The organism is Paenibacillus sp. PL91, from assembly GCF_012935325.2.
Lineage (GTDB): Bacteria > Bacillota > Bacilli > Paenibacillales > Paenibacillaceae > Pristimantibacillus.
This window is the reverse complement of sequence record NZ_JABBYG020000021.1, coordinates 34,731-50,925: the sequence shown is the minus strand read 5'-3', so window position 1 is coordinate 50,925 and position 16,195 is coordinate 34,731. Positions and strand designations below refer to the sequence as shown.

Below are 16,195 nucleotides of genomic sequence, written 5' to 3'. Positions count from 1 at the left end.
TCCTACGCTAAGGATAATCGACTTTTATAATGGAGGGTACCGGCCGACAAAACGCGAAAAACGTACGCTAAGTACCTATTCTTCATTTGAAAGTTTTTTAAGAGGGCGTAACCCTTCCAGTCCATCCAGGAGTTCTTAATCCTAATCATGCCAATTATCCGCACTATGTATGAATATGATGAAGGAGGATTGGAAATAAGGGTATATTACAACTCATTTGATAATTTGTTGGAGGCATTAGAGGATTTCACTCAAAAATCAATAACGAGTATGGAGAATATATCAAAAAGTGGTTGGTACCCAGTTTTAGAACTACAAATTGATGACAATGAATCTGGACTAAGATTAAAGCGGAATCTAGTAGATAAAATACTTGAATTACCTAAAGGGGGTACGAAATACGAAATTCCGACAGGATATTGGAAGGATCTAGCTGACGGAATTATTGGGATATAACCCTAGAAACCTTGATTGGTGTCATTACCTTTCAAGGTTTCTTTTTTGTTTGGAAAAACTTTAGATTATCTGCGTGAGTAACATATGCAATGTCAGCACCTTCGCCGCCTTCAGCACACATGGCCATCGGCCATTCGTCACGATCGAATCCTTCCTTTTAAAGATTGTTCTCGATTTTCTTCAGCTCCATCGCGGTCAATTGTGCAAACAGCTGATTTACTTAAAGGTTATTGGCCGTTGTTTTTCGAAGCGTCTGTACTAGTGATGGTTTTCTGAAGCTGCCGGCACAATTCGGCAGCTTTCCTTTTTCTTATGGGTTCTAAACAAGCGTTAAATCATTGTTAACAGACCTTCCACCCGGACAGTAAAATTAGATCGAGACATGTCTCTAAGGTATATCACCTATTTTTATTTAAATAGGGTAACAGTCTACTTACCTTTAGATTCCCGTCCAATCTTTCACATGACTATAAACATATGATGTGACGTTACAAGAATCATGGGAGGTGATATGCGGATGGGATGTCTGCCTAAGAAAATAAGACTATGCCGCAAGAAAACGTCGAAGAAAGAACGTCGTGTTATTGTTGATCCGACTCCGGTTAATGTGAATCCAATCATTAACGTCGACCCTACTCCGGTTAATGTGAATCCAATCATTAACGTCGATCCGACTCCGATTAATGTGAATCCAATCATTAACGTCGACCCTACTCCGATTAATGTGAATCCAATCATTAACGTCGACCCCACTCTGACCATCGGGCCGTTTCAAAGGGTGTGCAACAGTACCGTCAGCACCACAGCTACGTTTGTAAATACCGATCCAATAACAATACCGGTTCAAGGAATAGCCGATCCTTACCCGTCCACCATTGCCGTCACTGGTATGACAGGTACGATTGCGAAGGTAACGGTAACACTTTTCAATATGAACCACCCTAACCCGGAAGATCTGGACATATTACTTGTCGGCTCAAATGGTATAACAAATACAATCCTCATGTCCGATGCGGGAGGCTCTCTTGATTTAGTCAACGTCACACTGACGTTCGATGACGATGCAGCAAATTTCCTTCCGCAATTAGGACAAATCGTTTCGGGCACATTTAAGCCAACGAACTACCAAGGTATAGTAGAAAATCTCCCTGCTCCTGCACCCGCTTCATCCGTATTTGTCAGGCTTTTCAATTTTATTGGGATGACCCCGAATGGCGCATGGGACCTTTATGTTTTTGATGATGATGTTCCCGGATCCGGTAATATTGCCGGAGGGTGGTCATTGACCATCACGACCGATAACGAAGTGTGTACATTTACTCCATTGTAAGTGAGTTAGAATTAACTGATTAACGACATTAAAAAAGAGACGCTCAGATACCTAATCTAAGCGTCTCTTTTAATATCATTAATCATTTATAAGTGATAACTATTAAGTAATTAACGACATTACGGGTTATACAGAAGGGAAGGTTTCAAGCTTTTGAAGGTAATCGAATCGCACTTCGGAAGCGTATTCCTCAGTAAGCTTCCGATAAACCTTTAATCTTCCATGAGCGATTTTAAAAGCCATATCACGCGTACGTCGCTCAATAGTAAGAACATAAACGATCCGTAGTATATCTACCACTTCATTGGTGACCCGAAACACAATTCGTATTCCGGCGCCCGAGCTGCAGTAGTTGGCCGCCATCGCCCTCCGCATTCGGAAACTAGGTGCTCGAGTTACAACAGCGACGGCGTGCCCTTCGTTCGCGTCCTATGTCTGGAAGGGGGGCTTGTGGTGAAAGGTTTCAGCTGTTAGGCTGCTTTGAATGCTGCAAGACTGTGGCTGTCTTGTAAAACAAACACCAGCCATTGAACAATTCTCTCCCCAAGTACGTCTATAATGGACGAATCCGCTTAGAACTTGTAGAGTCAATCGATCTGTGTCGCTACGACCATTTTTCCCATTCGACAAATACAGGTTACTTCGACATACATAAATTGGTATATTTCATTTGTTTGATACAATTATAGGAAAGAATGGTTGTCCAATGTCGACTAGAGAAGTTGAACTACAACCTGTAGAAAAGCAGAACAAATCGTTGAAGAAGGGGATGCGAATTAGGACCGTCATCGGCGTTTTCATGATGGGGATTATGATTGGAACACTCCCATCTATTGTACATGCAGCGAAAGTAGTCAGCCCTGGAAAAATTTACGGTCCGGTTATGGGTTACCATTATTATAATGGTGGAGAGCTTTTTAATGATTCTGCTCCAATTATTACAGGAAAGGGCATCGTTGGAAATGCTTCAATCAATGTTCCAACAGGTTATATGGGCGTAAAGGTTAAGACGTACCGTAACGGTGTCATGTGTGCTATGAGAGATTGGGAGTATAGCGCGCAAGAACAAGCCGGGATGGAAAGATCTGTTAGCGGAAAATAGCAGCCGTTTTAACTATTTTATTAATGATAAGTTGTTCAGCTAAAATAGATAAAGGCAATGGTTTATATGCTAATGATTTAAACTTTGAGAATAAATACTATATAAACCATTGGGAATTTACAATTACTGATACTTCAAAAATTAAAAAGATTGGTTCAGTTGAAAAATCTCGTCATTTGGGCAAGGGAAATGCCGTTTTTGAGATTGAGGGATTTTCTAATCATAGTTTTATAGCCGTTAAAGACAAAGAAAGTTTTACGGGGTTCAGTGTTTATGGAGAGTACAAAGGCGGTGGAATGCCAATTTCTCCTCCACAGGATATTTCGTATTCAAGGGTAAACCAGATAAAAATTTATAAGGAAATGGAATTAATCAATAATATCCAAGGGCAAGATGTTCAAAAGTTTGTTTCTCTTTTTGAACAAAAAGGGCAGCCTAATGAATTTAGAGTTGATAATTCACCTCAATATCATGTGATTTTATTAACAGATGCTTCATTAGGATACAAATATCCTATCTCCGAGAAAGACAGTCAATATGGTATGCCTATGTGGGAGAGTGAATTACCAAAAGAAATAGCCGAATTTTTCAAACCTAGACAATAAAGTACAATGTAATTAAAAGTACACAATTTATTTTCAATAGTCGGAAAGCATTGTTACGCTAACGGGTACTATAGCGTAACAATGCGACAGTAGCCGGCGTATAACGTTCGGTTGCTTTTTTGTTGAACTAAAGGGCAGGTTAATTTAGCTCTTGCTTACAAGTGGTTCCAATCAACCGTCAAGAGGTAGTTGAATTCTGAGTTCCCTTTTCTTTACACCCATATTAATGATACATATTAATTATGATGGTATTGTTCCGTTATTTTTCTTATTTTTAGAAGAACTAAGGTGTTATAATTAAAATAGGCTGGTTTGTAGCGGTTATTCTGCAAGTCAACAATATACAATCATCATGAGAAGGAATGGTCAGAATGAAGAAACAGCTTGCTGGATTTTTAATTATTTTCATCCTATGTTTGGGTTTTCCAGGACAAGCTTACATGGAGGCTTCTAGCCAACAGGCTGTAGTTTTCCAGGATCCTAATTTAGAACAAGCGATTAAATCGTGGTTAGGTAAAAAAGACGATGAATCGCTTACTAAAGCGGATTTAGAATCTCTTACCGTCGTATATTTGGAAGGTAGAGGAATTAAGGATCTGCGGGGATTGGAGTATGCCGTCAATATCACACAACTTAGTTTAAATGGGAATGAAATTACGGATCTTACACCGCTTAAGAAACTTTCAAAGATTCATACTCTCAGCCTCAAAGGAAATAAAATCAAATCAATCGAGGAATTGTCACTTCTGAAGGAGATCAAATATCTATCAATTAGCTATAATCAGATTTCATCGCTAGACTTAGTGAAACAGCTGCCCCATCTAAACGAGTTGGACGCTGATCACAATGCGATAGAAGACATAGCTCCACTTAGCAATATAAAAGAGCTGGCATATCTTAACGTATCTAACAATAAAATCAGGGATCTTTCTCAGCTTCGGATGCTACCCAAAAGTTTGATCCATCTCGCGATTGACAGCAACCAGGTTTCTGATCTTAAGCCGCTAGAAGGATTTTACAATCTCGGGTGGCTCACTGCCAGTAACAATAATATCGAGAGTCTTGCTCCTTTAGCGAAATTAACTAGCTTGTCTGGATTAGATTTATCATCCAACAAGATTAAAGATTTAGAACCGTTAACCCATTTGAACAAGCTGAGTTCCCTCTACTTAAGCAACAATCGAGTGTGGAATTTGGAACCGTTAAAAAATTTGAAACTTCTTGGAACTCTAGATTTGAACAACAATCGGGTGTGGGATTTGGAGCCGATTCAACACATTGAATTTGGTTTTCATTGGGATACGGGTGCGGAACGCTACGAACTGCACTTGAGCGACAACTACTTGGATTTAAGCCAAGGCAGCAAAACAAACAAATTATTCAATAAAGTGAATGCGGATCGTTACTACGGAACTCAGCATAAGACACAGCGTTTGGTCATTGGCAGCCGTACTGCCTATGTGGGGGACAGCCCTTACCAAATTTCTGCAGCGCCATTTATGCTATCGGGTCGTACCTATGTGCCGATTCGTTTCATCTCCGAGAAACTTGGGGCAAACGTGAACTGGAACCAGACCACCAAAGAGGTGACGATTCAAAAGGAAAGTAAAACAATTCGTTGGATTGTGGGGAACGGGCAGGTCAAGGTGAACCAGCAAACGGTGATGCAAGACGCTCCTTTACTTCTGAAGAACGGCAGCGCGTTCGTCCCAGTACGATTTGTGGCGGAGCAGTTAAATACTTCTGTAGAATATATGGGAAGTAAGAATATGGTCATTATTTTCGAGGAATAATATGGCATAGTGACCGAAAAACATAAAAAAGCTGTTCTTGATAAGATTGCCGAACTCAATAAATACATGGAAAAAATGGATTATAAGATTTGTTATTATAAATCGGCTATTGATGCCGGACAGAAGCGATACACTCACAACAACCTTGCGTCGTGGATAGTATCAGAATATTTTCAGAAGTATACAGGCGTGGAAGGGCAGCTTTGGTAATTAGAATAGGAGGATGAGTTGTGTTCATTGAACCCTCGTGGATGAGATTAGGGTTTTCCGAGCCACCAGATCAATTCTCTGGGAAAGGCATTGGAGTTATAATTATCGACGATATATCGCCACATCCAACGATTGGGCACCTGGCTAACCGTCTTAAGCATGTGATTGTAGAAAATGATTCAATAACTTGTAGTGATATTACTAATAAAAACTATAATCCAAGTTTAGACCAGACGTACGCGCTCCACGCACACGTATAATCATTCCATATTGTGAAGGGGATTCAGACGAGAGGCAACAATCGATATATACAGGCACTTCTGCAGCATCAACATTAGTAGCTGGAGCATGTATAAACTTGTTATCTAGATTTCCGTATATCGACAATTTAACGCTTAGAAAAGCGTTGGTTGGTTTTGGAGATAAAATGACCGGAGATCAGAACTTAGCGCCGATCATAAATGTACAACGAGCATCTGAAGCTATTTTGAAAGGTAAAACGAAGAACGAAAACCAACTCTCCGATACAACAGGAATTGTCGAACGTGCAATCCACATGAGCAGAAATATTAGAAAAGGAGAATATACGCGAGACGATCTATGGGAATTTTCAAACGATCCTAATCCTATTATTAGAAAATTGCAGTTTACTCATTAGGAGAGCCTGTTGGCCAATCCGAACGCGAAAAATACTGGGATAGGTTCAATGCTGAACAAGAAAATAGTGTCCGCGCCTGGTTCTTGCATGGTTTACTTCAAAATACTGACAAAAAGGAACTAAATCATTGGATTCCATTAGCAGATAGCCCTCATTGGACAATTCGATGGTATGTTATTGAGTTTATTGGAAAATTTTACGATTTACCCCAACTCATTAAAACACATGACCCCGAACTAGTCCCTCAATATATCGTTATTACTTTTACTATGGCTGAACATGCTAACAGCAAATTTAGCATTCGCAAGTGATGAATTAGATGAAAACTTAGTTACAATTTACATCAACTCAATAAACGAAAAAAAATGGCCTGACATACCTGATTTGTGGGTTAAGGATCAACATGTCCTAATTATTAACTTTTTAAACAACAAGCAAAATAAAAACCAGAAGGTTGGATTATTCAATATCAATAAAGCCCATATTGTCTCTTCAAAGCAAATACCCTACGAATACGGAAAAATTTATATACCAACACGTTATATCGAGACATTTATCGAACCTCAAATTTATTATGTGGCTGTAAACTATGAGGTATTTAGGGAGGACAAGTATCACATAAACGGAGTAAATTGCTTCTTTATCGTTACCGAAATGGAGGGTCGTAAAAGAAAAATTGTCCTAACCCTACATGTTCCCGTTAATCAAATTATCAGAGACGGGTATGGATATGGAACAGCAGACGAAAAGACTTATTCCGAGAGGAAAATAAAATACGTTCAATAATGTCTAGTCGATTGAACTAACCGAGAACGATAGTTCAATAAAAAAACGGAAGCAGTCGACCACAATGATCGGCTACTTCGACGGGCAGGATAGTGAGACAATTAGCACGCATTTAATACCGCTTATTGGGAAAATTAAAATATCCCAATGGCGAGGTGTTATCATTTGATGAAGGTGATTTTGGCATTCATACGAAAATAAGATGCGTCCTCAGAGATAGGTCTCGCACTGATTTTCTCTTCGGAAATGCTCGCGTACTACCGATAATAAATTCTGATAAACTTGTAACTGAATTCAAGATAGAAGGAGAAGTACTTACAAAAGATAACAGCTCTGAAACAGTACAGATTACCTTTCGGGCGGATGTAGAAGAAGGGTATAAAGCCGATGGTATGACCGTTATTTCTAAGCAACCAAGCGAATGAGGTTGGACCCAAACGTTAAGCTAACGGGACACGATATTTGAATAAATGACCAGGATGAAGCTGCCGGCGCCGATCGGCAGCTACATTAGTTTACGGGCACTTTGGGTTTACTTCATTAATTTCGATTGCAAGAATTCAATCACGATACTCAAGAATTCGTCGTGATACTCCAGGTTAGATAGGTGTACTGCGGGCAGCAAGACGAACTTCGCGTTCGGCACCGTCTCGGCAATCAATTCGCCGTGGCTTGGAAGCGTCACTGTATCATACTGACCGGCAATGACTAGTGTCGGGCTATTGATAAGGGCTTTTGTCCTGTTCAAATCTAATAACTGCAAGGAGTTTGAAGTTTTCGTAGAAGCAGCCCCCGAGATCGTCGATTTCTACAGAACCAGTGGATGAGGTCACCAGATCTTTCTGGTCGATCTCTTTTTTGTATGGTCGTAAAGCTCGGAACAACATAACGGCAGCCGATCAGAGGAGGATCAGCTGCCGTTATTGGCCAATAGGCGGTTTTTCTATTTTAGTGAATCCTTTCATGCTATACTCTCGAGTCCTCATCGATATCAGCAGGCTTAATGGCGAGTAAATTCACTTAATATTTTTGTTCACAAGGTTAATATGATTTAGGCTCATTCCACTCGTGCCATCAAAGATGAATTCCAGCTGGTACTTACCGCGGACATAGGTAATTTTCTTTTGTACTGTCTTGCCCGACTTAATCAGGACTGACTCATTCGGAGCCCCCCAGTGTTGGACCAGCATTCGAACGGAAATTCTGCCTAAGTTGGTCTGTCGCTCAACATTCGTTCCGAAGTAGCGCATTTCCCTAATTTTACCTAGCTTATAGTTAATCGCGTATAACAGGACTCATTCAGATACATGGAGGTTAGGCCGGTTGAGAAGGTTCGCTACGAGACACAAAACAACGCATAACATTTTTAGATAGATTACGAATTACAATAGCTCTTTCAACTAACGGGACACGATAGCTGAAAGAAAAATAATGAGGTTAGAACAATGCGTTCATGGGAATATAGAGTTCTAAAAAAAATGGAATGATGAATTTACATCCTTTGCGGTAGAGCAACGATTTAACAACCGGGACACGATAGAGGAGCAGAATGATTCGACTTGTGTCATATGACATTATGACACTGGAAGATATGACATCGAGAGCCTTAGACTACTATGACTACTTGTAAAGGATGTGGGCTCTTTGATGACAAGAACCGTCGTCAGCTTTATTCAAAATGGCTATTTCCTGTTATTCACTTTCGCTACAGGGGTGTTCTATTTTAGTTTTTATCTGGTCGTGCTTACTCTAGGGTTCAGTCTTTCGTTTACCGTCGCGGGCGTTCCTCTGATAACTCACGTTTTGCGGACGACTTCCACCTTTCTGCAATTTGAACGCATACAGACCAAGATCTATACGGATATTACGACAGCGCCATACGTTAATCCCTTAAGCACCAATACTTCCATCTGGCTCCAAGCCAAAAGGGAGATGATGAACAGGCGCAACTGGATAGCTATCGGCTGGTTGATGCTGAAGTTTCCGATAGGGGTTGCAAGTCTTATCGTGGCGGTCATGCTTTATGTACTTCCACTCGTGGTGATTGTCATTCCGTACCTTTTTCCATTTATTAATATTTACTTTATGGATGTGCCAATAGACAATTTTGTCAAATCTGCGCTGGTATCGGCCGTAGGCGTTGCACTCATGATGGTTAGCAGTAGGCTTGCAAGTCGCTTGACACGAATGCTGGGCCACTACACCCGTCTTATGATGAATAGCGTGAACCGCTAGAAGGCTTGCCTCGATTTGACTAGAAAGTATCGTTGGGTGGTGTACTCTATAATAGTTACGTAATGTCATACTGATCGTTATGAGGGGTTGATTCGTTATGTTCGATATGGTGAAGCAGTGGTTCTGGTATGACTGGCTCATGTTCATGATTCGATTGATTTGCAGCACTTCGCTCCTGCTCACTACCGTTGAGCGAGCAGCTTATTTCACGTTGCCGCTGTGGGTTCTTGTGTTTTGGCAGATTATCGCTTTTTCTGTTCCTTGGCTGTGCTTGCAGCTCAATTATAAATCCTACTTGCTGACAGAGATCGTGATCTCGGGCGGATTGTGCTTGTATTTAGCTTCATACTTTCCGGAAGCCTACCTCACGTTCCTGGTGTATGCATTTTTTATCGCCGCTAACAGCGCTCAAAGGGCCTATCTCTGGTCAGGGCCTATATCCGTTTTATTCATACCCGCTATAATTAAATGGCTTACAGAGCAGAGTGATTTTTGGCTCATGACCATTCACGTTGGATTGGCGTATGTGATAGGGTTCTCTTTTCATTTATTGATGGTTAATCATCGTCAAAGCGAGATTATCAGGGAGCAAAATGGGGTGTTGGAACAGTACTTATCGCAAGTCGAGCGTATTACTTTGGCTGAGGAACGAAGCCGACTCTCCAAAGAGCTCCATGATACCGTCGGCCATGCTTACACTTCCCTCATTATGGGATTGGAAACCTTGCGGCCTGAACTAGCGTCCGAGACAGGAATGGAACGGCTAGATTCCATGTTGAACCTAGCCCGTCAAAATATGGAGGAAGTAAGAGGATATGTGCATCAGATTGAATCTCCACAGGAGGCGCTCCCGCTGATTCAGTATTTGCGGAAACTGGTCGAGGAGTTTCAGGAGCATGCGAGGGTATCCGTTCGTTTTCAGACCTTTGGTGAGGAATATCCAGTAACGAAGCAAGTTAAGATAGCACTGTATCGCTGCTTACAGGAATCGCTCACGAATGCTGTGCGTCATGGACATGCGACGGAGATTGCCGTGTCAATGAAATTTGAGCCTCAGCAGACGAGGCTCGAAATTCAAGATAACGGTCGCGGGATGGAACAAGTGCAGGATGGCTTCGGCTTAAACGCCATGAAAGAGCGAGCGTTGAATTTGCAAGGTCATGTCGCCGTCTATACCCAATTGGGCGAAGGCACCCTCGTTACCTGCACCTTGCCACGGCAAACGGAGCTTAAGGATGAAGTCATCCGCTTGTTAGTCGTCGATGACCAACCTTTCATCCGTGAAAGCTTGCGGACTCTTCTGGAGGAGCAGCAGGATTTGCAAGTAGTAGGAACGGCAAAAGATGGTGAACAAGCCATTGCGCTCTGCAAGCAGGTTCAACCTCAACTTGTCCTTATGGATTTGGACATGCCGAACATGGACGGGATCACCGCATCTCGTACCATGAAGCAAATGTGGCCCCATTTACGCATTCTGATTCTTACCACGTTCGAAGATACTAGGCAAGCTCTGGAGGCGTTGCGAAGCGGAGCTGACGGATATTTATTAAAATCCATCAAGCCGGCAGAACTTGCTGAGACGATACGCACGGTTTATCGTGGAGGTACCTTGATCGACCAAGAAATGTCACACAAATTGTTCGCACAGCTGGAGGCGGATAAGACCGGGGACGATACGTCACCAACCCAAATGGGAGCCGCCTATGATTTAACGCTACGGGAGATTGAGGTACTAAAGTTCGTGTCGAAAGGTCTACGATATAAAACGATTGCCTCCAAATTGTATTTATCCGATGGTACGGTTAGAAACTATGCATCATCGGCCTACATGAAGTTGGGGGTTCGCAACCGGGAGGAAGCGTTGCAAAAAGCACTAGAGGCCGGGCTGCTGGAATAACCTTATCGCTCGGTGTAGAATGCCGCTGGACACGGCAATAACTAAAAGCAAGCGGCAGCATAGGCAGCCGCTTGTTTCTTACTATATAAGCCCTTCAACTTGGCTAGAGTTCATGAATCGAATTAATTAGTGACTGATGGGTAAAGTATAGTAATTAAATGCTTGATCCAATAAGGCACTAGCTTCTTGACGTTTCAAAAGTTCTTTTGAACGGAAGTTCACGGAGCCATCAGAATTAACCTTAGTATCCGGGTCCATGATCCCTTGGGATATAAGCGCTTTGATGGCTTCAACTGCCCAAGCATCAGTTTTGCCACTCAGTTTAACCTTCGTTCTAGGCTCTACCTGTTTCAGGTTTTGGATCATTACCGCCGCCATTTGTCTAGTAATCGGAGAATTAGGCTGATAATTAGGCAGTCCGACTTTCATCTGCTTCTTATTGGGTTCAACCATGAAAGGCTGTTTATGCCACCCATGGGCGCGAAGTAGCACTTCTGAGAATTCACCTTGAGTCATCGTTCCTTTTGGATCAAAGGTATGGGAAGACTTCCCGCTCATGACTTTCAAAGCGTTAATATTGTTAATATATGGTTTATACTTACTATTCGCAGGTACATCAGAGAATGGTGAATCAACGTTAATTTTTTCTGAAAATGCAGCTAAGTCTGGTAGACCCGTAGAATACATATATGCAATATGACCAGCTGCGTTTTTCTTAAACGTCATTTTAGTACCTGATTCATCTTCGAACAATAAAGGGTGGATCATTTTCAGTGTATGATTGCCTGAAGTTCCTGATTCCAAAACTAAGTTCCCGTTCGAATAAGAAACTTTAGTCCTCAAAGCATCCATACGTGTGTTTTTATATAATCCGACATACGCCTTGGCTTGCTGCTCACTGATTGCCGAATAGGTTGGCTTTGAAACTTCTGTCTTTCTTGGATAATAGTGATTCATAAACGCTTCATACACGTCAATGCTAAAGTGGGCGTTGTCATCATTGTTGGACAGATAAAAGGCTGCATTTTTCTCAGGCAGAATAACAATCAGGGATGAATGCCCTGTAACATTCCCTCCTTTTAGAATCACATGCTGACCATTCATCTTCTCACTGAAGTAGCCTTCGAACCCGATTGTTGTAAGAGGAATCGTTTTATCAGCAAAAAACTGGTATGTGTGCATTTGCTCTATGCTTTTTTGGCTCACAATTTCTTTACCATCATACTTTCCTTTGTTCAGATGCATTAAGAGATACTTCGCCATGTCATCTGCTGTTGAGATGATGCCACCTTCAGGTTTTTCTGTAGGAATAGTTCCATCCATGGGGATCTTTTCACCCTTCGGTCCATAGTGAGCAGCCATCCTGCCTAATAGTTCAGGCGTAATCCGCACATTCGTTGAGGTCATGCCTAACGGGTTGAAAATGTTTTTCTCCATATACTTCGAATAGGGCATTCCCGAGACGTTCTCTACCGCATACCCCGCTAGCAAAAACCCAAAATTGTCATAAACGTATGCTTCTCCCGGAGGCATGACAACCGCTGTCATATGTGATCTGACAAAATCCTTTATTGGAAAGTTTTTGTTAACATATTCCGGTGAATAATACGAAGCGATATCGGGTGATTCAAATCCGGTTGAATAGGTAAGTAGATCATACATGGTCAGTTTTTTCCCCGTTTTATTCGGAATCTTCACTCCTCCTAAGTACTTTTGAATGTCGCCTCGTAAATCGATTTTCCCCTTATCGACCATCTGCATAGCCGCCAAGGCCGTGAATGTCTTGGTAACAGAGCCGATCTGGAAAACGGTGTCTTTATCAACGGGAATCTTCTTTTCTTTGTCGGCATAACCGTAACCTTTGCTTAGTAACACTTTCCCATCGGCAACGACCGCAAAATTAGAACCGACTGTGTTATACTTCTTCATCACGTCCGCAAAAACGCTATCTGCAAATGCTTCTAGCTCCTTGGCATCGCGGGGTCCCTCCAAGCTAGATTTTACAGATACAATAGGTGTGGCAATTGTTGCGGTAGCTGTCGCGCCGCTAGCTGGCATACATGCGGTCGTTGCCATAGCGGATAATAGCAGAACCGCGATGGTGTGAATCTTTTTGTTCATAAATGGTCTCTCCTCAAAATGTATTTGCCTCATGACGGCTAAACCGAGTATGGCAAAGGACTTGTCATATCAACAAGTTTCATTTTGTCATCTATGATGTCTTGTCACCCCAAAGTGTCATGTGACAATTAGTCACTAGGAGGTATGACCATAAAGGAATTAAGATACAGCTATTGTATTTTGAAGGGCTTAAAGCGGCCGAATAACCTTTTCTTGCCTAGAGCCGTTAGAGACGGAGCGTGATCATCATCGCCTTATTACAAGACATCATTATGGAATACGGGTACATCTCCATTTTCTTCTGTTTGGCACTTGATATTATTGGTTTGCCTGTGCCTGATGAAATCATAATGGCAACCGTCGGTTATCTTTCTTCAATTGGGCTGCTTTATTTCCCGCTTGATTGGAGAAAACAGAAAGTTGGTTCGAACATTATGGCCCCTTGGCAATATGTATAGGCTATTATATTCTGGGACTCCGACATCTAACTTGTTATCTAGCAGCGATGAGCGCTATGAGCCACAGGAAATACCTACTCTACTCGGTCATAGGGGCCTTGTTCTGGTGTGCCATGTTTATATCTATAGGCTATTTCCTTGGAGCATCGGTCAATTTCGCCAATGTTCATGCTTCTGTTCTCCGATTGTTTTTCTAATACCATTGTTCTGACGGAGGGTTGCCATCATTTCTACGCATCTACAACATTTACTGAGGAGACACTTATGAAAATTATTGACACCCTAAAGAAATGGACAGTTGAGTCCATTAAATTCAAGCTGATTTTCCCCATCGTGCTCGTTCAAATTCTCGGTACGAACATTGGTAAGTTCGTTAACTTCATTTTGGATACCGGTAAGGAGGTTATCGCCAAAGCAGGAATCCAAAACGAGTTTATGGAGGGGAACATTGGCTTATACGTATCTTCTGTTTTTAGCACACTGATATCGGTACTCATTGTTGTTTTCATGTATGATCGGCTAGTCCTAAGGAGACTTCAATCAGTTGCGAGATTTATAAGTAAGCTTGGAGCAGGAGATTTGTCTTCTGAACTATGCTTCAAGGGGAATGATGATATAAGCAAGTTAAGTAAATCTTTAAATACAGGGTCGACAAGTATCAAGAAATTGGTGGTGGAAATTGATAACGCATCTAATAACATACAACAATCTAGTTCAGCAATGCTGGATGCAACGCGCAACTCTACAGCGAGTATTGCAAGTATTCAATCGAAGTCACTTACTCTAGCACAAGACGCAACGAATCTGTTAAATGATACACAACGCGCTAATCTATCCCTTCTTAAAATAACTAGATCCAATGATGAATTATTACATAAAGTAAAAGCTTCCTTAGAAACCTCTAGTGATATAAAGACAAGAGCGACGCAAATGGAAGTTGAGGCCGTTCATTCCCTTGAGAAGGCTATTCGAACGTATGAAGAGAAGCAGCAGAATCTTCGGAAGGCCATTGAGGCTGGACGCATCGTGGATGAGATTTATATTATTGCTGCAAGCATCAAGGAAATTTCTTCACAGACCAACATACTAGCCTTAAATGCTTCTATTGAGGCAGCGAGAGCTGGTCAACATGGGAAAGGCTTTCAGGTTGTAGCCGAAAGAGTAAAAAAATTATCCAGCGAATCGGCTGAAGCCATATCTCAAATTGATGAACTGGTCGCACAAGTGAAGGATGCATTCCTAAAACTGGGGAAGAGTTCACAGGATATATTGGACTATATGAACAATGATGTAAAAGCGGATTATGAACTGCTTATACAGACTGGCCAACAATACCAGCGTGATGCACAAGAGATTCTGTCGCTTTCTGAGGAAGTACATACTTCTACAGAATTAATGGGTTCTGCTGTAGCAGATATCGAAAATGTCATTGAAGGCGTCTCCGAGAGCTCATTTAGAGCTGCAGGTTACACCAGTGAAATGAAAGAAAGTTTAGGTGAAATTAATCAGGTGATGCATAAAGTCACTGATTCCATGGAGGGACAAGCCGAAATGTCAGTACACTTAAGGGAATCGATTAAGAGGTTCAATTTGTAGGAAATGGGGCTGGGACATTACCGTGACCAAGCTGCAGCTTAAAGTTGTTGAAAATGGGCCTGTTTTTAGTGGCAGAGACTACGGGTCCTTTCGTTTTTCTTGTGGTATTTTTCGCCGATATGCCTGTTAGGTGAACCGCAATCGCTGAATGATTTTGCAATTGCTATGGATAATCAAGTGAATAGTATACTTGTTAATCCTATAGAAAATGTGTTCATTGATAATAAAATGTTGGTTAAAAACCATGAGGAATTCCTTGAGAAAGTGAAATCCCATGAAATAATAATGTCATTTGTTTCAGACAAGACTGACTGGGAAAATGTATTGTCAAAAATTAAAATAATCAATCAGCCGTTAAGCTAACGGGAAACGATAGTTCAATAGTCATACCGAATGAAGCTGCTGGCTCACGATCGGCAGCTTTGTTACGTGATAACGGAATTGTTATTACGCCAGCTTTAAGTGATGATGGAGTTTTAGTAATAGGAACCCTAATTCTAGCGTACAAGCGATAAATTTAGATGGTCATATACTTTGGTAAAATTAAAGGAGCACTTGCTACAGCTTGCCCCGATTATTGATAATAGCTCATCGTTACATATCAGCGTTGTGGATCAATAAATCAGCCTGATTTAAATGTGATAGGACAGTAATTTAACCCACGGGATAAGTCTTTGTCCTAAATACATACCGAATAGACCTATCAATCCCAACATTGGTGGTGCGGAGATGGGATACGAAGGGTCTGACAAACAATCCTTAACCCAGTCTCTGACTGTTGTATAATGCACGCCCAGCTCCTTGGCTGCTTCTGAAACTGTTGATTCTTCAGCCAAGATACGCAGTACAATCTGCTCCTTAAATGCCTTGTCGTATTTCTTCCCTTGTCCCATTTGAATCCCTCCATGATTTATTATAGAGGTTTTTTCGTGTCCATCTATTCGGGGC

16 protein-coding genes and 1 pseudogene are annotated in these 16,195 nt (G+C 41.6%); 12 read left to right on the top strand and 5 right to left on the bottom strand.

The window, feature by feature from the left end; all coding sequences use genetic code 11:
• Positions 1-147 precede the first annotated feature (147 nt).
• Entirely contained in the window at positions 148-456 is a 309-nt protein-coding gene (locus tag HI950_RS30020) for a hypothetical protein (protein WP_169089619.1), read from the top strand.
• 64 nt (positions 457-520) lie between these two features.
• Here the strand turns inward: HI950_RS30020 and HI950_RS30015 are convergent.
• Positions 521-674 (bottom strand): annotated as a pseudogene (locus HI950_RS30015) (NucA/NucB deoxyribonuclease domain-containing protein); the annotation flags it as partial.
• Positions 675-967: 293 nt separating this feature from the next.
• Between HI950_RS30015 and HI950_RS30010 the strand changes: the two are divergent.
• Entirely contained in the window at positions 968-1,786 is an 819-nt protein-coding gene (locus HI950_RS30010; protein WP_169089617.1) for a hypothetical protein, read from the top strand.
• Positions 1,787-1,912: 126 nt separating this feature from the next.
• Here HI950_RS30010 and HI950_RS30005 read toward each other — a convergent pair whose 3' ends face one another.
• Complete coding sequence (locus HI950_RS30005) at positions 1,913-2,149, bottom strand: hypothetical protein (protein WP_169089615.1); 237 nt, start codon at positions 2,147-2,149, stop codon at positions 1,913-1,915.
• A gap of 343 nt (positions 2,150-2,492) precedes the next feature.
• On the opposite strand from HI950_RS30005, the gene HI950_RS30000 reads away from it, so the two are divergent.
• The 5 genes from HI950_RS30000 to HI950_RS29980 all read left to right on the top strand — a co-directional run bounded on the left by HI950_RS30000 (position 2,493) and on the right by HI950_RS29980 (position 6,940).
• Entirely contained in the window at positions 2,493-2,888 is a 396-nt protein-coding gene (locus tag HI950_RS30000) for a hypothetical protein (RefSeq protein WP_169089613.1), read from the top strand.
• Positions 2,889-2,911: 23 nt separating this feature from the next.
• Positions 2,912-3,493 carry a hypothetical protein gene (locus HI950_RS29995; RefSeq protein WP_169089611.1) on the top strand — a complete coding sequence of 194 codons (582 nt, stop codon included), beginning with the start codon at positions 2,912-2,914 and terminating at the stop codon, positions 3,491-3,493.
• A gap of 371 nt (positions 3,494-3,864) precedes the next feature.
• The gene (locus HI950_RS29990; protein ID WP_169089609.1) at positions 3,865-5,286 is read left to right on the top strand and encodes a stalk domain-containing protein; all 1,422 of its coding nucleotides are present in this window, start codon (positions 3,865-3,867) and stop codon (positions 5,284-5,286) included.
• A 568-nt stretch (positions 5,287-5,854) separates the two neighbouring features.
• Complete coding sequence (locus tag HI950_RS29985; RefSeq protein ID WP_223285601.1) at positions 5,855-6,154, top strand: hypothetical protein; 300 nt, start codon at positions 5,855-5,857, stop codon at positions 6,152-6,154.
• A gap of 279 nt (positions 6,155-6,433) precedes the next feature.
• Positions 6,434-6,940: a hypothetical protein gene (locus HI950_RS29980; protein ID WP_169089607.1), complete on the top strand. Its 507-nt coding sequence runs from the start codon at positions 6,434-6,436 to the stop codon at positions 6,938-6,940.
• A 1,016-nt stretch (positions 6,941-7,956) separates the two neighbouring features.
• Here the strand turns inward: HI950_RS29980 and HI950_RS29975 are convergent.
• Entirely contained in the window at positions 7,957-8,199 is a 243-nt protein-coding gene (locus tag HI950_RS29975; RefSeq protein ID WP_411268166.1) for a DUF4309 domain-containing protein, read from the bottom strand.
• 388 nt (positions 8,200-8,587) lie between these two features.
• Here HI950_RS29975 and HI950_RS29970 point away from each other — a divergent pair, with 388 nt between their 5' ends.
• On the top strand, positions 8,588-9,175 hold the full coding sequence (locus HI950_RS29970) for a sensor domain-containing protein (RefSeq protein ID WP_169089701.1): 588 nt from the start codon (positions 8,588-8,590) through the stop codon (positions 9,173-9,175).
• Positions 9,176-9,272: 97 nt separating this feature from the next.
• The gene (locus tag HI950_RS29965; RefSeq protein WP_169089605.1) at positions 9,273-11,072 is read left to right on the top strand and encodes a helix-turn-helix transcriptional regulator; all 1,800 of its coding nucleotides are present in this window, start codon (positions 9,273-9,275) and stop codon (positions 11,070-11,072) included.
• A 126-nt stretch (positions 11,073-11,198) separates the two neighbouring features.
• Here HI950_RS29965 and HI950_RS29960 read toward each other — a convergent pair whose 3' ends face one another.
• The gene (locus HI950_RS29960; RefSeq protein WP_169089602.1) at positions 11,199-13,193 is read right to left on the bottom strand and encodes a serine hydrolase domain-containing protein; all 1,995 of its coding nucleotides are present in this window, start codon (positions 13,191-13,193) and stop codon (positions 11,199-11,201) included.
• Between the two features lie 239 nt (positions 13,194-13,432).
• Here HI950_RS29960 and HI950_RS36185 point away from each other — a divergent pair, with 239 nt between their 5' ends.
• The 3 genes from HI950_RS36185 (at position 13,433) to HI950_RS29950 (ending at position 15,247) form a co-directional block, all read left to right on the top strand.
• Positions 13,433-13,651, top strand: coding sequence for a DedA family protein (locus HI950_RS36185; protein ID WP_223285613.1), 219 nt, complete (start codon positions 13,433-13,435; stop codon positions 13,649-13,651).
• Positions 13,597-13,848: a DedA family protein gene (locus tag HI950_RS29955; protein ID WP_223285600.1), complete on the top strand. Its 252-nt coding sequence runs from the start codon at positions 13,597-13,599 to the stop codon at positions 13,846-13,848. Before HI950_RS36185 ends, HI950_RS29955 begins: the two co-directional genes overlap by 55 nt.
• A gap of 67 nt (positions 13,849-13,915) precedes the next feature.
• Positions 13,916-15,247: a methyl-accepting chemotaxis protein gene (locus HI950_RS29950; RefSeq protein WP_169089600.1), complete on the top strand. Its 1,332-nt coding sequence runs from the start codon at positions 13,916-13,918 to the stop codon at positions 15,245-15,247.
• Positions 15,248-15,879: 632 nt separating this feature from the next.
• Here HI950_RS29950 and HI950_RS29945 read toward each other — a convergent pair.
• Complete coding sequence (locus HI950_RS29945) at positions 15,880-16,140, bottom strand: transposase (RefSeq protein WP_169089598.1); 261 nt, start codon at positions 16,138-16,140, stop codon at positions 15,880-15,882.
• Between the last annotated feature and the right edge of the window lie 55 nt (positions 16,141-16,195).